This is a genomic window from Pontibacter lucknowensis, from assembly GCF_900156415.1.
Taxonomy (GTDB): Bacteria; Bacteroidota; Bacteroidia; order Cytophagales; family Hymenobacteraceae; genus Pontibacter; species Pontibacter lucknowensis.
Genome location: NZ_FTNM01000001.1, coordinates 420,564 through 440,893 on the forward strand (window position 1 = coordinate 420,564; position 20,330 = coordinate 440,893).

Below are 20,330 nucleotides of genomic sequence, written 5' to 3' on the forward strand. Positions count from 1 at the left end.
CACATAGTGCCAACAACCGTATGTTCATGCCTTCGAGACAGTTAGCAGTAAAATAAATTAATAATGGAAAATTATATAGAAAACAAAGACTATGAATTCCTAACTCTTAATGAGTTTGAACAAATCCAAGAGGGAGATGAATTTGATTGCCTTTTAAAATTGAAAATCTTTGAGGATAAAGCTCAAAGTAAACTTGACAGAACAGTATACTTCAAGGTAAATCATAAAGACAAAAAGAAAATAGACGAATGTACAACTTGGATTCGGAGTTTTCACTTTTCGTTTGGCAAGTCATTCTTATATGATTACATCGTAAAACAATCACAATAAAATAGATGAATACTAAATTATAAACTACTCTTTGATATGTATTTTAGTTAGTTTAGTGAGAACCATAGCTAATAAATTGACTCAATAAAAATTCCAAATAACATATTTTAATACATGAAAATTTTCTTCTACTCACTTTTGATTTTATTGGTCTATATAATTGCATATTTTATATGGCAAATAATAGGTGGTATTTTACAGACTATATTTCTTGGAGGGGGAGCTTGGGTCACATTTAGTTTACTATTCTTTTTGATACACCTAGCTTTTACAATATACTCATATAAAAGAGGTATAATAAAAAGTATTTACGTTTTAGGTAGTGTTATTTTGACTTCTATCTTCTTACAAATGTTTGTTCTTAAAGACGTGTTTTGATTCAATACTATGGTTTTAGCAATCAAAACTATTTTATTCTGGCATATTAGCTTTTATAATTCCACCAAGATTAAATAAAGAACTCTAACTGCTAATTAAGTAGACGGCCCCACCAGTGTTAGCTGACGGTGCGCGCCTCTCCGTCGAGTAGCGCGAGGGAACCTCCCCCTCACGCCCTCACAGAACCGTGCGTAAGGCTCTCGCCTTACACGGCTCCTATTATCCAACCTTTACGGCCTTACTCCCAGCTGCCAGTGCGCAAACAGGTTCGGAACGGCTTTAGCCACCCTCCCTAGCCAGTTGCTTGCCCTGACTTTACGGCCCCGTAGTTTCTTGAATTTCTGACGGGCCCAACGCTTGAGAACAAGATTCAAATATCCCAATACCTCCTGCAGTTCTGATTTGTAGAAGTGTCCGTAGTAGTTTATCCACCCTTTTATGACTGGGTTTATTTCCTCGGCCAGCCTTGTCAGGCTGCTGCCACTTCTACTTGTCAGCTTCCACCCCCTTATCTTCTGCCGGATGGCCTTCTTGGCCTTGTCGCCCACTGCCGGTAAGAAACCGGTAAAGAACTTACCCTTCCTGTTCCTTGACTTCCTGCTTCTGAATGTGTAGCCAAGAAAGTCGAAGGCCATTGCCGGGTAGCCCCTCTTCCGATCTTCGTCCCTGCAGTAAACAATCTTTGTTTTCGCCGGATGCATTTCCAGTCCGCACGCCTTTAACCTTTTCGCCAACGCTTCTTTTAGCCCTGTCGCTTGCTGCTCGGTGCTGCAGTGTATCACACAGTCGTCTGCGTAACGCTCGAACGGGCAGCCGGGGTAATGCATCCGCAGCCACTCGTCCATGCAGTAATGCAGAAACAGGTTGGCCAGCAGCGGAGAAATGACTGCTCCCTGCGGAGTGCCCTTTGTCTTGGCTGTGGTTATTCCGTTTCTTTGCTGCACAGGTGTTTTGAGCCACCGCTCGATGTAGAGCAGTACCCATTTGCAGTCTGTGTGTTTGCGCACTGCCTTCATGAGCAGTTCGTGCGGAATGCTGTCGAAGAAGCCTTTGATGTCCAGGTCCAGCACCCAGTCCTGCCGCCAGCACCGCTGCCTGGCTTTGCCCACCGCATCCAGTGCGCTTTTCCCCGGCCTGTACCCATAGGAATCATCATGGAATACCGGTTCCAGCATGGGTGCCAGTGTCATGGTGGCGACCATCTGGGCGATGCGGTCTGTGACAGTTGGGATACCCAAAGGGCGTGTGCCTCCTCCGCTCTTTGGTATTTCTACCAACAGCACGGGAGAGGGCATGTAGCTACCCGAACTCATCCGGTCTTGAGCTTCTCCCTTGTCATCAGGGCGACACGTTCTCACGTTCCGTGCAAACGCCTGTGTTAAGGTCACGCTGCCTTAATGCCGGATGCCGCATGAGCAGTAGCCAGGTTGCCTTCATGCTTGTCCCGGGACAGTGGTGACTCCCGGTTTTGACATCTCCTATTCGGTAACGACACTTCCTCAGCAGTTCACTTGCGTTCGTCTCCTTAACACCTACCTGCTACCTTTCCGGTAACTTTTCCTTGTCGCTCACGACCATGCCTTTTAAGCACAGCCGCACAAGGCGGTTTGGAGCCTGCACCTGAATACCGGCTCCGAGGGGCCTGCCCTCATCATTTGCACAGCACCGAATTTCGCCAAGGCGTCCTTCGTTCGTGACACACCACCACCGTATGTACGGGTCGCGTATACGGCGGTTCGTCAAGGATAGCACAGCCGCTCTCTACACCAGCCCTGCCCTCGCCCTAGTTTGGGATAAGGCTAGCAAACTCTCGCGTTTGAACCTCTTTATCGGATTTGGGCAACTCAGGCGTTTGGTCCTTCATCGACCTGTGAGACCTTGGTAGACCAACTTACCGATAAGGGATTTGCACCCTCTGGGTAATCTGAGTATATTCCTTTCGCCATGCTGGTCACACACAAGGCATAAAAGCCATACTGTGGCTACGCCGCGTTCGCTTTTTATACAACATGTTAGGCTCAAAAAGCTTAAAAAGGGCCAGTATTGTACATGCCCTTACGGCTTTAAACGGGTACCCCGGTCGCTTTTTTCAAGAGAAGGGGGCCTTAATGGGTTATTACTCGTCTAGGTCCGCCTACAGTTGATTGGAACGCGTGAATGCTTCCTGCGGCTAACTTGTTTTGGATACTTTGATATAAAGAACCTTTGATGATTTGTCGTATAACAGGTGATTTAGGATATTTAGCTATGGAAATAAAACTGATCCGCAACAAAGACGATTATCAAATTGCACTTAGGCAGATAAAGGCGCTGTGGAACGCTGCGCCTGGCACTCCTGACGGAGACAGGCTGGAGATCCTTTCCATGCTGGTCAGCAGGTACGAGGAGGAGCATTACCCCATCAATGAACCTGACCCGATTGAGTACATGAAGATCCGCATGGAGGAGCTGGGGCTCCGGCACGAGGACCTGGTGCCCTATATAGGCAGCAAGGAAAGCGTCACGGAGGTGCTTGATGGTAAACGCTCACTCTCTCTGGAGATGATCCGCAACCTGCACCGCGGGCTGGGCTTTTCCCTGGAGGCGCTCATTGCAGAGCCTTCGGGACCTGGCTTTAAGACTGAATCACAGCCCCAACCTCTAAAGCTGGATGACCCTATAGCAATAAAAGGAATCGAGGTATTCGAGGATGAGGATGATTTTCAGAGGTGGCTCAACACCAGGAACACGGCCTTAGGGAATGTGAAACCTGTTGACTGGCTAGACACCCCGGAAAGAAGAAAGCAGGTGTTAAACGTGCTGGTGTGCCTGGAGCACGGGATGTACTCCTGACAGCCTCTACCTTCCAGTACTAATGTTGCCTTAACTGAAAAGGAAGAGTTCCTTTAGCATGCCAGCGCCTTCTTTACCCGCTGCACGGTGCTTATCCCCACCCCGCAGAGTTTGGCCGTCTCCCGGATGGACTGCCCCGCCCGGAGGTAGCGGACTACCTTCGGGTGCGACCTGACAAGATCTTTGGTGCTTCCCTGCGGCCTGCCCAACACCTTTCCCTTGCGCCTGGCCTCCTCTAGCCCCGACTTCACCCGCTCGATTAGGGTAATGCGCTCCATGCGTCCGATGTCGGCCAGGATGGTGAGCAGGAACTGGGCCATGGCGTTCACCGTGCCGTCAGGGTTGAGCGTCTCAATATTGTAGTTCTTCACCACCACGCTCACCTGGAGCGCGTGCAGGGCTTCCAGCGTGGCCAGCACCTGCGCCGTGTCCCGACCCAGCCTGGTCACCTCGTGCACCAGCACCTTGTTGATCTTCCTGCCCTGCGCCAGCCTGAGCAGGCGCTGTATGCCCTTGCGCTCTGAATTCTTTTTAGCCCCTGAGACGGTTTCGGTGATCAGCTCTATGACTTTGTAGCCCTGTGAGGCGGCATACTCTGTAAGCTCTGTCACTTGTCTGTCGTAGCTCTGGTCTGACTTGGACACCCTGACCAGTATAGCAACTTTGTTCATAGTTGTCATCTTGGTATTGACGTGAGAAGTTCCGAAGATGGGACTAATATAGTAAAAGTATTCAAATAAACTAGTGGTTATTTGAATACATTTTTCCTGGTACCAAGAGCGGCCGCAGGAGTACGTAATTAAGGTATAACTTAGAATACCTTTTTTTGAATACACCTGTGCCGCCTGTACAATAAGTTGAGGGCTGCTAAAGGGCTTTCCTATAATAATATTTATGTAGCTATTAGCCCCTCACAAGAGTCTTATTAAAGCGGGGATTAGAGGCTCATTAATCTTCTCAGGAAATAATTCTTTTGTTCACTCGGAAAGTCGAATGTATCGTTATGCTATCCCGTTCGGGAATGCTCTGCAAGTGCACTGATCACAGCTTCTTTCTAGCGCCTCTAGAGGCGCTTGTTGCCTTCAATCCCGCTTTCCCTTCCTGTCGCTTTTGGTGGACGCACGCCTCTACTTCCCACCCTAGTTTAGTTGCATTACTATCAGAAAACTATTTTTAGACATTTGTTCACATGTGGTATCAATGATACCTCGAATATTAAGTTTAATTAAATATTGTTAATCTGTAATATTCGATAGAAGGTAGAAGGTTGCACAGGAACGAGCAACCAGTTGACGTGGTAAACCCGACTGGAAAGAATATATGTGTAGTAGTTTTTATAATATGGTAACCCTCACTTTATAAAGGATCCCTTACAGTTGAACAAACGTACATTCCCGCTCCTTAGCGCCTGAAATACCTTTCTCAACATCTATAGCATCTAAAAATATCTATACACCTAACTAAACATTTTACAGTTTTCTGTATCTTGAACTCTGTTTAATATACGATTACATGACCAAGGAATTCCCCCCCTGCCGCTTACACAAAAGTGGTTATCGATTTTGAAAACGAACTCTGTAGCACCGCAACGAACTGCGTGGCGCTATTGCAGAGAATCAGCACAAAGACTATGTGCTCTCGCCTGACCGCTATTTAGGCTCCGAAGCCGAATAAGATTACGGCTTTTCCTTATATAAGAAAATGAAACTGCTGACCACTGAACTGGCCGCTCAGTTTGAGGAAAGTGCCCTTCTGGAGAAGCGGATTCGGGAGAATCTGGAAGGGATCGGGTTTGAGATTAAAAATTAATAATATTATAAAATATGACAAACCAATTTACACAAGAGAGTCACCCTGGTAATTTCCCAACTAGGGTTTTAAGATATAATATAACAGATCACTTTGCTAATGTTAGAGATACTACTTATGAATATGTTTTAGAAGGTGTTAGCTCAGGTAAAGTTAATGCTGGGATTGAAGTTGATATTGATAGAGCCCCTATTAGGACTCCATTTGCCGATTGTGAAACAAAGATTATCCACCTTCAAGAAAGTTTCATTGGCTTTATGTGGGCTTTAAGTTATTCTATGTTTGTCATACATGAGGAAGGGGTCCAAAAGAAATTATTAGCCAATCAATTTAGAGGTCAAATAAACTTTGATTCTGATTTATTAAAAAGAGCAAAGGCTCTCTTTGATTGGGCAATTACTTTAAAAGACGAATTTTCAGATTGGGATCCCAAATTACCAAATCCAGAGTCCTTTTTAAACGATACTGAAAAGTGGTATGCAGAGAAAGTTAATGGCATTTTTTCAGATGCTATAACCTATGATCTTTTCCATGAATTCAGTCATTTGGTAAATAATCATTGTGAAGGGTTAGGAAATCTTTTAAAAAAAGAAGCAAAAAAATTAACTGTAGAAGAAAGAGCTCTATACAAACAAATTGAAACAGAAGCAGATAACAACGCTTTTGATAGTATCATTCAAGAATTCGACAGTGAAAAATATAAACTACATAAGGGACTAGCTATTATAATTGCTCACGTTGCGAGTTTATTTATTATTAAAAACCCTAGATCTGTAAAGCAAATAGTACATCCAGATATTGATAACCGAATTTTAAATTCAATTGAAAGATTAAATTTAAATGAAGATGCTGATTCAGATTATGTATGGAGCTTCGGAGCGCTAGCGTGTAAATTCTTTTTTGATAATCATGGTATTCCTACAGATTTATCTGACTCAGCTACTACAAAGGAGCTATTTTTTAGATACTTGAATAAATTTGATGAATTAAAGTCAGAACAATTTTAACCTACAATGATCCGCCACTGTTGAAGATATAGCCTATAGTGGCTCGAAAATGATACTGCCGCTACTAGTCGGACTCAAAAAAAGGAATTCCCAGCTGATATAACTATGTTTTCATTATGTCTAACTTCATTGAACAATTAAATGCTGATGTAGAAGAACTAAGGGCTTTGCTTGCTCAATGTTCTACTGAAACCGTAGCTGGATCTGTGGGTTCTCAATTGATGCGAGACATAAATGAATCTGATAAAGATAAAGAAGGAGAAAAACTATTATCCGCTGCAAAGCAGTATTCTTTCTTGCTAAGTTTGTTGTTATCAACCCCAGAAAAAACAGATGGCAAAGAATTCGGAAAAGATGAGTGGTTAAAATCCAATGCGTTACTTAACAGAATCTTTAGCTGTTATGCTAATTTATTTTGGCCTAGTAATGAAGGCATTGAACAAGTAGATGAAGAATGGCTGCGAGTACGAAGTGTTGCAATGCCCACATTTCTACATTATTTCAATACTGCACTTCTAGCAAGTATTGAGCAGATTTCAGATCGTATTGAAAAGTATTGCACAGCATTTGACGAGGAGTTGGAGAAGGAGTTAGGCATATCAGCAACTCGTGCATTAGAAATATCACGATATATTCAATCTCACCTTCAACAGCATATAAACACGTCGTCCACTCTAGCTATACAGGAACAAAAAGAGAGGTTTAAAATTCTTGAAGAAGCTAGAAAAGAATCAAAGGGTGCTTCGAATTTTGAAGAGATCCTCCAAAACAAAATAAAGTCCCCAAGCTATTTTGAGAAATGGTTTGCCTACTTTGAAGCTATAAAAAAAATTGGTTTAGTCGAGTATGCAACGATTAAAGAAAAGTTTCCTAATGATGCTGATGCATATTGGAATATTTTCACCATCAAAAGAGGAGATGCACCATTACTAAAGTATCCAACTGAAAATTTCATTTTCGAATCAAAGCCTTTGATACTGATTAAGCCTGAAGTTGCCTTTTGCGCTTACCCTAATAAACTTTTTGAAGCTATTCTCATTAATTGTGAGAATACACTAAAAGCCGAGCAGTATAAGAGTGCATTCTTACTTCATAGAGACAAGACTTTAGAAAACGAAGCCCTATTATTATTTAGAAAAATATTAGGTGAGGATACACAAATTTATACTTCAGCTTTTGAGACTGCTAATTCTCACTATGAGCATGACATTGTAATAGTCTACAATGATAAATTACTTATAGTAGAAGTCAAAGCTAGTCCTCCAGTCGAGCCCTTTAGAGATCCTGATAAAGCTTTTACTCGAATTAAGAGAGCATTCAAAAGTGACTCTGGTATACAAAGTGCATTTGATCAGGGAGTAAAAATTATAAGAAGGCTCGAAAATGGTGAAACAGTTCAATTGTATGATCGCAAAGGAAATTTACTGACTACACTTGAGCCTAATAAGTTGACAACTAGACATTGTGCATGTGTAACAAGAGATGATTTTGGCTACTTAGCGACTAATTTAAGTTTGTTGCTAGAGAAGAAAGAGTCGGATTCTTACCCTTGGGTTGTAAGCATACTTGAACTTGGTTTTATTGTTGACGCTTGGCAATATTGCAACCTAAATGCTAATGATTTCTTTGCTTATTTATCTGAAAGAGTAAGGTGTCATGGCAAAGTGTATGGAAGCGATGAGCTAGAATTTTTAGGTGCACGTTTACATCACGGGAGTCTCAATGAATTTTTAATATCTGCTCAAGATGTAGTTTTTCTAGATCCTAGTTACTCAAAATTTTTTGATGATTTATACTACCATCTGCACCATAAAGCATCAGCTCCAAAAATCAATATTGTCAAGCCAGTTATGATGGACCTGAGGAAATCATTAGAAAATAACGATCCTACATTCGTACAAAGAAATGAGGCGGGAAAACCTGTAGGTGATAAAGCTAAAACTGGTCGCAATGCTCCTTGTTTCTGCGGGTCAGGTAGAAAATTCAAAAAGTGCCATGGCTTTTAACTGAACACTTTATTTTCACCAGCTTAAATGTATCTATATACCCAGTCTAGCATAACACATTGAATGAAATTAGAAAACAAAAAAATAGTTACAAAAGAAGAAACTCCATACCCAAATACGCTTTACAAATACAGAGAATGGGACAATCCTTACCACCAAACTCTTATTACAAAGAGGGAGGTGTTTTTTCCTCCACCAAGTGGTTTTGAAGATCCCTATGACTGTAAAATTCCAATCAGGTATGATCTTTTAACATATAATGAAAGAATCGAATTTGGAGTTAGGGTATTAAAAGCAAAAGAACCAGGGAAACCACATCATTATTATCGACAAAAGGCAATACAGCAATACCCTAATTCTGCGTTCGCAAGCCCCAAACGAATTGAAGAAATTCAAAAGATAGAGGCTGAAGACTTTGATAAACGGATAGGCATTCTGTGTTTAACTGAACATCCAGATAGTTCTGAGATGTGGAATTATTACAGTAAAAACCATACAGGCTTTTGTGTAGGATTTGACCCTAAAATATTATTCGATTACTTAGGAGGTGGAGGCGCTGTTCTTTACCATGATGAAATACCAATTATATACCCTACACCTAAGCATTCTTATGACGAACAATTAGCATTTCAAATTTTTAGTAAGCATAAAAAGTGGGCATTTGAGGATGAATATAGAACGTTTTTATCAAAAATGGCACAACCTCTATCTACAGAGGATAGAATCGTTATAGTACCACCAGAAGCCTATACCGAGATTATACTAGGCGCTTATATGCCTGAAGAATGGAAGGAGCAAATAACTAAGGCTCTTCCACCTGAATTAATAAATATTAAAACTAGACAATCCACAATTAATGAAGGTGAGATTGTTTTAGTATAGTCTTGCAAAAGATGTTAAATGCGGATTTGGAAAATATCTAAGTTCTCAGACTTTGTAGAAGGTTAGCTCCGAATATAATACACTAATGGTTTACAGTTTTAAGCAGATACTCCCCGGTTGAAAAGTTTAATCCTCAGAATGACTTGATATACTACACCGGAGAATACTTCTGCATGAGAGGTTCTGATTGTTAAAAGATTAGGGCGAACTCGTCCCCTTTGTAGGATTATTCGCCCTGAATTCTTAAGTATTCAAAAAAACACGTTGCTTTTTTGCTCTTTAGTAGTATCCAGGCTCATGACAGGTAAAATATTCCTACCTATTCTACCTCAGCCTCTTCCCTGTCCTTTCTAAAAGCTGTTAGCTGGGCGGCAAAATGCTTCTTAAGGTCGCTTTCAAAGCTGTCCAGATAGTTCTCGGTTGTTTTCATATCGCTGTGCCCGAGAGACTCTGATATAAGCTCCATTGAGGCGCCAGAGCGTTTGAGAACAGTTGAGAAGGAATGGCGCGCGGTATAGGTAGACACGTTCTTTTCTATACCTACTTCTGCAGCTATCCTTTTAATGTACTTGTTTATGGCCTTCGTTGCGTATCGCACCTGAGCCAGCTCTTCCTCCGGGGAAAGTCCTTTCTTTAGAATCGGGAAAATGTAACTATCGCTCTTAGCCGGTTTATTGCCCCAACGCTTAATGATTTGCTTCATCTCAGGGGTAAGGACAGCAACGATAGGTTTTATATTCTGCCTGTTCGTTCGTTCTGTCTTTGCTCTAACAAAGGTAATCTCGTCGCCTGTAATATTCTCATACTTTAAGCGAGCCATGTCCTTCACATTGATACCGTTGCACAGGTAGGAGAAAAACCACAAGTCCCTTGCTTTGGCCTCTCCATCATGCTTGGGCTCATAGGTAACGATCTTCTCAATGTCGCTTATGGTAAGCGCCTTTTTAACATTGCGGCTAGCCGGGATAGTGTACTTTCTTTTGCCAAAAGGATACATTTCAGGATTAACCTCTCCAGATGCTATGGAATCATTGAAAACGGCACGCAAGGGGCGTAGATATATGCCGACGGTAGTCAAAGATTTACCAGATCCTACCATCCATTTCTCGTATGCCTGCAGGAAGGTTTTTGTAACTGAAGTGAACGGCAGGGGTTTATTTTTACAAAAATCGAGCAGAGATTTGTAGGAGCATTCGTAATTACTTGCAGTTCCAGCCCGCCCCTCTTTTTTGATTTCCGCAATCTTGTATCGGTATGCGGCAAATACATCTCCCTTCTTATAATCGGTTACGTACCTGCTCTCGAAAGCCTCGAAGCTGAAGACCGGCAGCTTCTCGATCACCTCTAGTGCTGAGTGTTCTGCTTTGTCCAGGTTAAGGCTAACTTCTTTGTAGCCGCCGCGAGCCTTTGGGTTTCGTATTTTCTCGAACTCAGCTAAGGTGTATCGATAAGGCTCTCCCCTCTCGTTGATAACCGGGTAGTACTTTTGTTTACGCTGGTAGGTGATCCTTAGCTTTACGGGATAGAGGCCATCACTATGCGATCTGCGTGTGTCAAGAATGATGGCAGTAGAGACTTTTTGCTTCATACTTTTCACTAGTTGTTGTACATACGATGTACATACAATTTGCATACATTTCGCTAGAATGTCAAGAAACGACAGCTACTAACAAGAGCAAAAAAACGCTTCTACAGCTCAGAATCGAACATTAATAAATATCTAGAAATACCAATATAGCACTTAGATAAAACTACGAATCAGAAGGTTAGGGGTTCGACTCCCTTCGCGACCACCGAAAAGGCCTCTCAGAGAAATCTGAGAGGCCTTTTTCTTTTATGCTGTACCGTAGCAGATACAGGTTGATTCTTTTCTGTTTGCAAGTCTTTCTGCCAGCAAATTTTCTAAGCAGCCATACCCTCAGGCAACGGAAACTTCTGCTTTAACTGCTCTAGCTCGCTCATGACTTTTCCGCTTACTTTAAAACGTACATGGTCTTCATAGAGCTCATCCCAATGCACGAATATCTGCCAGGTCTGACTACCGCTAAAATTCTGAATCTCAGCCTCCGTCATATCACGCACAAAAAATGCATCCAGCGTAACGTCCTCTTCACGCATGGGCACGTGAATATAGGTGCGATCACAGTTCAGAATTTGGATGAGTTCGGCAGGTCGCTCATCGCTGGCAGGCATGTAAAAGTAGGCTACCTGATGGAGCTTTTTAAAGCCGGAGGGATGTGGGTAAGGGTGTGGATACATATTCTGGTCTTAAGCCAATGATCTCGCAATATCCCGGACAGCCATGCACGACGAATATAACTTTACACAAAGCACACCGGAATATCAGTGTATACACTACTTCTTTACCTTCTGTTTAGCTAAAACGCATATTCTCAAAACTATACAATAAGATATATTTTAAGTTCCCTATTCAGGCTATACTTCTGATCTGTAGCCTTTCTGCAGAATTATGATTAATTTTGCAGTATCAATTATCTTTTAATTTTAAAGCCGATAATCATGGGAATGTATCCTGAATATATGGTCGCCCCGATCCGCGAAGACCTGACCTCTGCAGGCTTCGAACAGCTGATGACCGCAGAAGAAGTAGAGCAGGTGCTTTCGTCAAAAGAAGGTACTGTGCTGGTTGCTGTGAACTCAGTGTGTGGCTGTGCCGCTTCTAAAGCGCGCCCTGCCCTTAAAATGGCTGTTGCCTCCTCTGAGAAGCGCCCAACTAAAATGATCACTGTATTTGCAGGTATGGAGCAGGACGCTGTGGCCAAAGCACGTGAGTTTATGCTGCCGTACCCACCCTCTTCTCCTTCTATCGCCCTGTTCAAAGACGGCGAACTGGTGCACATGATCGAGCGCTACCACATTGAAGGTAACGAGCTTAACCGCATTGTAGACAACCTGCAGGGCGCTTTCGAGGCTTACTGCTAAGCTCTCCAAGATTACCTCAACAAAAAGGCCGGTGTTTATCGAAACACCGGCCTTTGTTTTTATCAGGTATAGCCAGCCTAGTGCATAGGCTGCTTTGCTAAATCAAATCCTATATCACGGCGATAATAGCGGTCAGTCCAGTTAATCGCTTCAGCTGCCTTGTTGGCTTTTGCGAGCGCTTCTTCCATGGTGTTGCCCAGGCCAGTTACCGCAATCACACGGCCGCCGTTGTTCACGATCTTATCATCTACACGCTTCGTGCCGGCGTGGAACACCAAAGTGTCGGAATCTACCTGCCCCAAGCCTGAGATCTCCTTGCCTTTGTCAAAGCCTTCCGGATAACCACCCGATACCAGGAATACAGTAGCGGCAGTACGCGGATCTATTTCCAGTTTAAAATTACCTAGTTTGTGATCGTGCAAAGCCAGGAACAGCTCAAAGAGATCTGACTTGATGCGCGGCAGAATAGCCTCTGTTTCCGGGTCGCCCAGTCGCACGTTGTACTCGATCACGTAAGGGTCGCCGTTCACGTTCATCAGGCCGATGAACAGGAAGCCGGTATAATCCAGGTTATCGGCTTGCATACCGCGGATAGTTGGTTCGATCACACGGTCGCGTACTTTCTGCATGAAAGTTTCATCGGCAAACGGTACAGGTGAAATTGCGCCCATACCTCCTGTATTCAGCCCGGCATCGCCTTCGCCTATGCGCTTGTAGTCTTTTGCCTCCGGAAGTAGCACATACTCCTTGCCGTCCGTCAAAATAAACACCGACACCTCTATACCTTGTAGGTACTCCTCGATCACCACTTTACTGCCTGCCTTGCCGAACTTATGGTTACGCAGCATAGCTTCCAGGCTGTCAATCGCTTCTTCAAAGGTTTGTGCGATAATCACACCTTTTCCAGCCGCCAGACCGTCGGCTTTAAGCACCACAGGATAGCTGTGCGTACGCAGGTACTCCACGGCATCGCGGTAATTTGCCTCTGTAAAGGTCTCGTAGCGTGCTGTCGGGATATTGTTCTTCTGCAGAAAGGCCTTGCAGAAATCTTTGCTGCCCTCCAGCATGGCACCCAGTTTCTTAGGGCCCACCACCAGCACATCGCGCAGGAAATCCTTCTCCTGAAAGTAGTCATGTATGCCTTCTACCAGGGTATTTTCCGGTCCAACTACTACCATCATGATGTTGAAGTCCGTCACAAACTTGGCCACTTCATCGAAGTTGTGAATATCGATAGCGCAGCTGGTGTGAAACTCGTCCGTGCCCGCGTTTCCGGGTGCAACAAATATCTGCTCGGCGTATGGGCTCTGGCTCAGTTTCCAGGCAAGTGCATGTTCTCTTGCGCCAGATCCTATAATCAATACGTTCATAGTCTAATTGCTAGTTGCTGGTTATTAATTGCTGCTCTCAGCATTACCAAAAGCATTGTTGCGAAGTTATAAATTTATAATGCGCAGTGCAGCACAATTCAACGTTTTTACTTTTACCGACTGTGCGTATACCTTTCTAAAAACGAAAAGACCGCTGTAAAATACAACGGTCTCTCCACATTAATATTCTTATTGCTAATCCGGATCAAACAATCAGCAAGTAACAATCAACAATTTAGTTAGCATATTCCGACAGGAACTTGATGCGCATCAGGCGTACATCCTCTTCGCTGTAATCGTCTGTGCCAAGCTCCTTGAGCGCCACCGCAATATTATCGGTGCTGGCGTTCATAAAGTAGTCATAGATCTCGTCCTGGCGCTCATCATCCAGAATATTGTCGATGTAGTAGTTCAGGTTCAGCTTTGTGCCTGAATAGCAAATGTGCTCTATCTCCTCGATTAGCTCCTGCATGGTCAGGTCTTTGGAAGAGGCGATCTCCTCCAGATCCACTTTCTTGTCTATCTGCTGGATGATATAGATCTTGATCTTCGACTTGTTCACGGTGGTCTTCACTACTACGTCAGCAGCCGTCACAATATCGTTATCCTCTACATACTTGGTGATCATGTCCAGGAACGGCTTACCGAACTTCTGTACCTTGCCCATACCTACGCCCGCAATGTGCGCCAGGTCCTCTTTGGTGGTTGGGTACACGGTTGCCATCTCTTTAATGGATGGGTCCTGGAACAGCACGTACGGCGGCAGACCTTTCTCTTTTGCCAGCTTCTTGCGCAGGTTCTTCAGCATGTCGAACAGCACTTCGTCGTGCCCGGCTGAGGCTTGTGTCTCCTCTTTCTCTTCGTCGGCCTTTACCTCCTGCTCATAATCATGATCTTTGGTCAGCTGGATCGGGTGCGGATTTGAGATAAAGTTCAGGCCCTTTTGCGTGAGCTTTACAATACCAAACTGCTCGATGTCCTTCTCCAGGTACTCTGACAGCAACACCTGGCGCAGCACAGAGCTCCAGAATTGTGCGTCGTGCTCTTTGCCCGCGCCAAACACTTCCAGTTGATCGTGCTCGTAGCTCGTCACGTGCTGGTTGCGCAGGCCTGTGAGCACTGCTGTGTTATGATCGATGCTAAAGCGCTCTCCCGTCTGCTGTATCGTCTTCAGGGCCAGAAGCACTTCATTCTGTGCCTCAAAGCGTTCCTTCGGATGCAGACAGTTGTCGCAGAAGCCACAGTCTTTTTCGTAAGCCTCTCCAAAGTAATGCAGCAATTGCTTACGGCGGCACACGGCTGAATCGGCGTAAGCGGCCATCTCCTGAAGTAAAAGCTTGGAGTTGTCGCGCTCCGTTACCGGCTTGTCTTTGTTGAATTTCTCCAGCTTGATGATGTCATCGTAGCTATAGAACATGATGCAGTTACCTTCCAGACCGTCACGACCCGCACGGCCTGTCTCCTGGTAGTAGCCTTCAATGGATTTCGGCGTGTCGTAGTGGATCACAAAACGCACATCCGGTTTGTCGATGCCCATACCAAAGGCGATGGTCGCCACGATCACGTCGGCCTCCTCGTTCAGGAAAGCATCCTGGTTGGCCATGCGTATGTTGGAGTCCAGACCGGCGTGATAAGGCAGTGCTTTGATATCGTTCACGCGGAGCAGTTCCGCGATCTCTTCTACTTTCTTGCGGCTCAGGCAGTAAATTACACCGCTTTTGCCTTTGTGCTTCTTTACATACTGGATTACCTGCTTCTTAGTGTTGTGCTTCGGGCGCACCTCGTAGTACAGGTTTGTACGGTTAAATGACGATTTGAACACCGAGGCCTCGTCCATCTGCAGGTTGCGCTGGATATCGAGCTGTACCTTAGGCGTAGCCGTAGCCGTCAGGGCGATGATCGGCAGGTTACCGATCTGGTCGATGATGCCCCGGATGCGACGGTACTCCGGACGGAAGTCGTGTCCCCACTCCGAAATACAGTGTGCCTCGTCGATGGCTACAAAGGAGATATTGGAAGCACGCAGAAACTCAACCGTTTCTTCTTTGGTCAGTGATTCCGGCGCTACATAGAGCAGCTTTACTTCACCGGCCAGGGTTTCCTTCTTCACTCTGTTGATCTCCGACTTTGATAGTGTGGAGTTCAGGAAATGGGCATTCACCCCAAAAGCATTCAGTTGATCCACCTGATTTTTCATCAGGGCGATCAGCGGCGAAATAACGATGGCAGTTCCCGGCAATGATAGGGCAGGCAGTTGGTAGCACAACGACTTGCCAGCACCGGTCGGCATAATCACAAAGGTGTTCTTTCCGTTGATAATATTGTTTATTATCAACTCCTGATTCCCCCTAAATTGATTATACCCAAAAACTTCCTTTAATTTGTTTTTGAGATTGATCTCCTGTTTGGTAGACATGTAATAAATCAGAAATTTAACTGTAAAGCAACGTATCCCCTTAGGATACCTTTAACACAAATTTAAATTGAATCTTCTTAATAATATAGCCCTTACAGCAAAAAAAGTATTGGCCGATGAGGCTGAAGCTATCGCCAGACTGGCGGATTTTATCGACGAAGGCTTTGAAAATTGCGTCAAAGCTATCCTGAACATCAAAGGGCGTGTCGTGGTGACAGGTATAGGCAAGAGTGCCAACATCGCCACCAAAATTGTGGCCACCCTCAACTCGACCGGAACCCCTGCGCTTTTTATGCACGCGGCCGATGCCATCCATGGCGACCTTGGCATGATCCAGCCCGATGATTTTGTGATCTGTATCTCCAAGAGCGGCAACACACCTGAGATAAAGGTACTTGTTCCGTTGCTCAAACGCAAAGGTGCCCAACTGGCGGCTCTTGTTTCGAGCACCGACTCATACCTGGCCCAGAGCGCTGACTTCGTGCTGAACGCCTCTATAGAGCGCGAAGCCTGCCCGCACAACCTGGCTCCTACGACCAGCACCACGGCTGCGCTGGCACTTGGCGATGCCCTGGCGGTGAGCCTGCTGGAGGCACGTGGCTTCAGCAGTGCCGACTTTGCCACCCTTCATCCGGGCGGCTCGCTGGGCAAGCGCCTATACCTGAAGGTAGATGATATCTTCCGCCAGAACATGGCGCCACACGTTTCAGAGCACGCCGCACTGACGGAAATCATCATCGAAATTTCCTCTAAAAGGCTGGGTGCCACTGCCGTGGTGAAAGAAGGAACAGAAGAATTAGTGGGAATTATAACTGATGGCGATTTACGCCGTATGCTGAACAAATATGATTCAATAGACGGTATACGCGCTTCAGATATCATGACGGCATCTCCCCTCTCCATAGAGCCCGAAACCTATGCTGCTGAAGCGCTGGCTATCATGCAGCAAAAAAACATCACGCAACTTATTGTCACTAAATCAGGCAAGTTCGAGGGCTTTGTGCACCTCCACGATTTGCTGAAAGAAGGACTCATATAGACATGAACGAAAACACTTACGTGGTTATCATGGCAGGCGGCATCGGAAGCCGCTTCTGGCCATTCAGCCGTACCGATTTCCCAAAGCAGTTTCATGATGTACTTGGCGTAGGCGAAAGCATGCTCCAGATGACCATGAACCGTTTCAAGGACATCTGCCCACCCGAAAATGTATACGTGGTGACCAACCGCGACTACGAAAACCTGGTAAAAGAGCAGCTACCACAGCTGAGCGACAACCAGATCCTGCTCGAGCCGATCGGGCGTAACACGGCTCCCTGTATCGCTTACGCTTCGTACAAAATAGCACAGATCAACCCGAATGCCAACCTCATCGTGACGCCTTCGGACCACGTGGTGCTGAAGCAGGACGCCTTTACCAAGGTCATCAAAGAGGCCGTGGAAGCCGCCGACAGCAAAGACGTACTCATCACGCTCGGCATCACGCCAAGCCGCCCTGACACAGGCTACGGCTATATTCAGTACATCGACGGTGAATCACAGGCTATCAAAAAGGTAAAAACCTTCACAGAAAAGCCAAACCTGGAGCTGGCACAGATGTTCCTCAACAGCGGCGACTTCGTATGGAATTCCGGTATTTTTATCTGGAATGTGCAGAGTATTATGAAGGCCTTCAAACAATATTTGCCTGAGATAAGCGAAATATTTGAAGAAGGCGCTTCTTGTATGCATACCCCGGAAGAAGCTAATTTCATTGTGAAAGCTTACTCTCACTGCCGCAACATCTCGATCGACTACGGCATCATGGAGAAGGTGGACAATGTGTATGTGGTACTGGCCGACATCGGCTGGTCGGACCTGGGCACCTGGAACTCGCTCTACACCATTAACGAGAAAGACGAGGACGGTAACGTAGTGGATGGTGATGTGATGCTGTACGATACCCAAAACTGCATCATCAAAACTCCTAAGGAACGCCTGGTGGTGCTACAGGGGCTGGAAGGCTACATTGTGGCTGAGCACGACAATGTGTTGATGATCTGCCGCCTGGACGAAGAGCAAAAAGTAAAGGAGTTTATGTCGGATGCCAAATCCAAGAAAGGCGCCGAATATATCTAATAGACCTACTTCTATACCTGCTGTGGTATAGGTATAACAACAAGAAGGGGAACGCTGCTATAGCGTTCCCCTTCTTTATTGACTTCTGCTAAATGATAGCTTATCTCGGCTCAAATGTATTCAGACTAGAGTAACCGCTTTCACGCAGTCGGTGGCTCATGGCTTCGTATAGAATAATGCCAGTCGCAACTGACACATTCAGCGAGCCGATCTGCCCCAGTAATGGAATGCGCAGCTTGGCATCAGCACGCTTGAGATACTCAGGCGATATACCGTCTTCCTCACTGCCCATGATAATGGCAGTCGGGCCTACAAAGTCAACTGTATTATCGTTCAGGTTATGCTCTGTCTTTTCTGTGCAGGCTACGATCTGCACCCCATAGTCCTTCAGGTAATCAATCGTATTTTTCAGATTCTGCTCACGGCATACAGGGACCAGGTGCAGGGCTCCGGCCGAGGTTTTGATTGCATCGGCATTGATCTGGGCGCCTCCCCTGCTAGGTATAACGATCGCATCCACACCCATACACTCCGCGTTACGGGCTATTGAACCGAAGTTACGCACGTCCGTGATGCGGTCAAGTATAAGCAGCAGCGGGCTTTTGCCTTTCTCGAAAAGCGAGGTCACGATCTCATCCAGCGGCATATACGTGATCGCTGAAATCAAGGCAACTGCTCCCTGGTGATTTTTGCGGGTCAGGTTGTTCAGTTTCTCAATCGGGACGCTGGCAACAGGTATGTCATGCTTTTTGGCCAGGTCAAGCAGTTCATCCACATTGGCATTGCGGGCGCCCTTCTGTACGAAGATCTTCTCCAGCACCTTTCCGGCCAGCATGGCCTCGATGATTGGTCTGAGGCCAAAGATCATTTCCATTTTATCCTCCTTCGGAGTTCTGGGGCCGCTATAGCGGTTTCCACCTACAAATTTATTATTCCTGCTCTCCATCTTGCTACAGTGCTGTACCAGTTCTCCTCGTATTCACGATTCCGTACCAGCTCAAAGTGATTTTCGGTAAAGTTATTCTCTTTTTTCGTAAATACGAACTTGACATATGGTGTCGCCTCTGATTCACGGTAGATCCAGGTTTCTGCATCGGGGCTGGTGCTCACGTTATGGGGCTTACCATAAATGATGTAGATCATACCACGATCAGTGGCCCAGCCAGGCTTAAATGAGGTATAGAGCTTGTTGGCTGTCTCGACGCGGGTATAGTAGGCGCGTATCAGCTCACGGGCCAGCTTCTTGTCCTTGGCTATTTTCAACCAGAAGCCATCCACAGCGGCTTTCTGATCCTGGGTGCTGTAAAGCGCTTCCCGCTCAGTTGATGTGGTCAGGTAAATAAGCGGGGTGATCATGTCCTGTACCCGGGTGACCAGCGGGTAAGTGCCTCCCTGCACCACTAGCCCCTGTGTAGCACCTGACGCAGTGCGCAACAGGTATAGCCCTTCCTGATCTAATTGAAAGGTATCCAACACAGCCAATGGCTGCGCACCTCCCGTCACCTGAGGCACTTCAGGTAAGCTCTCTGCCCGTGTTGACATTGGAGGCAGAGCAGGCTGTAGCGTGTAATTTGTCTGTTGTACCGTAAACGTGGCCGTGCCGCTGGTATCACTGTGCTGCCATAGGTATAGGCTGTCAGAAGTGGTGGCAAAACCTCGTAATACCGGAGCATTTGTGCGCACGTGCAGCAGCATAAAATCTTTTCGCAGCATGTCGGGTCGCAGTGCCAGTCGGTGAGATATACCGAGGCGCTCCTGCCCGGCTAGTTTCATCCAGAGCCGCACCTGCATCGTATTGCCTGCCGCCACATAACGGGCAGGCACGGTTATAGGCACCTCCAGTGTTCCGTTTGACAACACCTTGTGCTGCGGCAGCACCTGCACGGTGTCTCGTAGCAGAAGCATATCCCGTTCGGTACTGCCCGAGCGAATGGTGAAGTCCACGCGGTCAGCTGCCTGTGTCAGGTCGAGCAGCTGCCGAAGCTCATCAAACCGAAGGATCAGGTGCAGACTATCAGGAGTGCTGTAGTAGCCGTGCTGCAATACCACCTCGGGCTGCTCAGCTCTTGGGGCAACAGGTGCGGTATCACGGTACATAGGCGCATAGGCAATGTCGGAGCTGCCGCAAGAAGAGAGGAGCAGCAGGACTGACAGGCAGGTAAGAAGACTTATCTGTTTCATTAGCTTGAAGATAAAGCAGGCACCCGAAAATAGCAAAAGCCGAACACAGAAACGGGTT

General features: G+C 45.7%; 15 protein-coding genes. 7 read left to right on the forward strand and 8 right to left on the reverse strand.

The genetic code is table 11. The features are described 5' to 3' along the window. Window positions 1–938: 938 nt before the first annotated feature. Window positions 939–2,066 (reverse strand): group II intron reverse transcriptase/maturase, encoded by a 1,128-nt coding sequence (gene ltrA / locus BW972_RS01820; RefSeq protein WP_076420697.1) that lies wholly within the window; start codon window positions 2,064–2,066, stop codon window positions 939–941. Window positions 2,067–2,916: 850 nt separating this feature from the next. On the opposite strand from ltrA, the gene BW972_RS19795 reads away from it, so the two are divergent. Continuing rightward, window positions 2,917–3,540 carry an antitoxin Xre/MbcA/ParS toxin-binding domain-containing protein gene (locus BW972_RS19795; protein ID WP_159439836.1) on the forward strand — a complete coding sequence of 208 codons (624 nt, stop codon included), beginning with the start codon at window positions 2,917–2,919 and terminating at the stop codon, window positions 3,538–3,540. 53 nt (window positions 3,541–3,593) lie between these two features. On the opposite strand, the gene BW972_RS01830 is transcribed toward BW972_RS19795, so the two are convergent. Next, window positions 3,594–4,211 (reverse strand): recombinase family protein, encoded by a 618-nt coding sequence (locus BW972_RS01830; RefSeq protein WP_076420701.1) that lies wholly within the window; start codon window positions 4,209–4,211, stop codon window positions 3,594–3,596. A 1,152-nt stretch (window positions 4,212–5,363) separates the two neighbouring features. On the opposite strand from BW972_RS01830, the gene BW972_RS01835 reads away from it, so the two are divergent. From BW972_RS01835 to BW972_RS01845, 3 genes are all read left to right on the forward strand, one after another. Further along, entirely contained in the window at window positions 5,364–6,356 is a 993-nt protein-coding gene (locus BW972_RS01835; protein ID WP_076420704.1) for a phage exclusion protein Lit family protein, read from the forward strand. Between the two features lie 116 nt (window positions 6,357–6,472). Continuing rightward, entirely contained in the window at window positions 6,473–8,362 is a 1,890-nt protein-coding gene (locus BW972_RS01840; protein ID WP_076420706.1) for a YecA family protein, read from the forward strand. A gap of 63 nt (window positions 8,363–8,425) precedes the next feature. Then, window positions 8,426–9,244 carry a DUF2971 domain-containing protein gene (locus BW972_RS01845; RefSeq protein WP_076420708.1) on the forward strand — a complete coding sequence of 273 codons (819 nt, stop codon included), beginning with the start codon at window positions 8,426–8,428 and terminating at the stop codon, window positions 9,242–9,244. A gap of 319 nt (window positions 9,245–9,563) precedes the next feature. On the opposite strand, the gene BW972_RS01850 is transcribed toward BW972_RS01845, so the two are convergent. Together BW972_RS01850 and BW972_RS01855 are read right to left on the reverse strand one after the other, a co-directional pair. After that, window positions 9,564–10,832, reverse strand: coding sequence for a tyrosine-type recombinase/integrase (locus BW972_RS01850; RefSeq protein ID WP_076420710.1), 1,269 nt, complete (start codon window positions 10,830–10,832; stop codon window positions 9,564–9,566). Window positions 10,833–11,146: 314 nt separating this feature from the next. Then, window positions 11,147–11,503: a hypothetical protein gene (locus BW972_RS01855; RefSeq protein WP_007654352.1), complete on the reverse strand. Its 357-nt coding sequence runs from the start codon at window positions 11,501–11,503 to the stop codon at window positions 11,147–11,149. Between the two features lie 267 nt (window positions 11,504–11,770). Between BW972_RS01855 and BW972_RS01860 the strand changes: the two genes are divergently transcribed. Beyond that, entirely contained in the window at window positions 11,771–12,187 is a 417-nt protein-coding gene (locus BW972_RS01860) for a BrxA/BrxB family bacilliredoxin (protein ID WP_007654354.1), read from the forward strand. A gap of 77 nt (window positions 12,188–12,264) precedes the next feature. On the opposite strand, the gene purD is transcribed toward BW972_RS01860, so the two are convergent. Further along, a complete protein-coding gene (purD, locus tag BW972_RS01865) occupies window positions 12,265–13,557 on the reverse strand; it encodes a phosphoribosylamine--glycine ligase (protein WP_076420712.1) in 1,293 nt (430 codons plus the stop codon). Between the two features lie 235 nt (window positions 13,558–13,792). Beyond that, a complete protein-coding gene (gene recQ, locus BW972_RS01870) occupies window positions 13,793–15,973 on the reverse strand; it encodes a DNA helicase RecQ (RefSeq protein ID WP_076420713.1) in 2,181 nt (726 codons plus the stop codon). A 67-nt stretch (window positions 15,974–16,040) separates the two neighbouring features. On the opposite strand from recQ, the gene BW972_RS01875 reads away from it, so the two are divergent. Beyond that, window positions 16,041–17,012 (forward strand): KpsF/GutQ family sugar-phosphate isomerase, encoded by a 972-nt coding sequence (locus BW972_RS01875; RefSeq protein ID WP_076420715.1) that lies wholly within the window; start codon window positions 16,041–16,043, stop codon window positions 17,010–17,012. Window positions 17,013–17,014: 2 nt separating this feature from the next. Beyond that, window positions 17,015–18,091 carry a mannose-1-phosphate guanylyltransferase gene (locus BW972_RS01880; RefSeq protein WP_076420716.1) on the forward strand — a complete coding sequence of 359 codons (1,077 nt, stop codon included), beginning with the start codon at window positions 17,015–17,017 and terminating at the stop codon, window positions 18,089–18,091. Between the two features lie 100 nt (window positions 18,092–18,191). Here BW972_RS01880 and rlmB read toward each other — a convergent pair whose 3' ends face one another. Further along, the gene (gene rlmB / locus BW972_RS01885) at window positions 18,192–19,037 is read right to left on the reverse strand and encodes a 23S rRNA (guanosine(2251)-2'-O)-methyltransferase RlmB (RefSeq protein WP_076420718.1); all 846 of its coding nucleotides are present in this window, start codon (window positions 19,035–19,037) and stop codon (window positions 18,192–18,194) included. Beyond that, complete coding sequence (locus BW972_RS01890; protein WP_234986263.1) at window positions 19,010–20,272, reverse strand: GWxTD domain-containing protein; 1,263 nt, start codon at window positions 20,270–20,272, stop codon at window positions 19,010–19,012. Before BW972_RS01890 ends, rlmB begins: the two co-directional genes overlap by 28 nt. Between the last annotated feature and the right edge of the window lie 58 nt (window positions 20,273–20,330).

Coding starts and splice junctions, on each gene's coding strand:
- BW972_RS19795 (WP_159439836.1), top strand. CDS start 2,917: ATGATTTGTCGTATAACAGGTGATTTAGGATATTTAGCTATGGAAATA.
- BW972_RS01830 (WP_076420701.1), bottom strand. CDS start 4,211: ATGAACAAAGTTGCTATACTGGTCAGGGTGTCCAAGTCAGACCAGAGC.
- BW972_RS01835 (WP_076420704.1), top strand. CDS start 5,364: ATGACAAACCAATTTACACAAGAGAGTCACCCTGGTAATTTCCCAACT.
- BW972_RS01840 (WP_076420706.1), top strand. CDS start 6,473: ATGTCTAACTTCATTGAACAATTAAATGCTGATGTAGAAGAACTAAGG.
- BW972_RS01845 (WP_076420708.1), top strand. CDS start 8,426: ATGAAATTAGAAAACAAAAAAATAGTTACAAAAGAAGAAACTCCATAC.
- BW972_RS01850 (WP_076420710.1), bottom strand. CDS start 10,832: ATGAAGCAAAAAGTCTCTACTGCCATCATTCTTGACACACGCAGATCG.
- BW972_RS01855 (WP_007654352.1), bottom strand. CDS start 11,503: ATGTATCCACACCCTTACCCACATCCCTCCGGCTTTAAAAAGCTCCAT.
- BW972_RS01860 (WP_007654354.1), top strand. CDS start 11,771: ATGTATCCTGAATATATGGTCGCCCCGATCCGCGAAGACCTGACCTCT.
- purD (WP_076420712.1), bottom strand. CDS start 13,557: ATGAACGTATTGATTATAGGATCTGGCGCAAGAGAACATGCACTTGCC.
- recQ (WP_076420713.1), bottom strand. CDS start 15,973: ATGTCTACCAAACAGGAGATCAATCTCAAAAACAAATTAAAGGAAGTT.
- BW972_RS01880 (WP_076420716.1), top strand. CDS start 17,015: ATGAACGAAAACACTTACGTGGTTATCATGGCAGGCGGCATCGGAAGC.
- rlmB (WP_076420718.1), bottom strand. CDS start 19,037: ATGGAGAGCAGGAATAATAAATTTGTAGGTGGAAACCGCTATAGCGGC.
- BW972_RS01890 (WP_234986263.1), bottom strand. CDS start 20,272: ATGAAACAGATAAGTCTTCTTACCTGCCTGTCAGTCCTGCTGCTCCTC.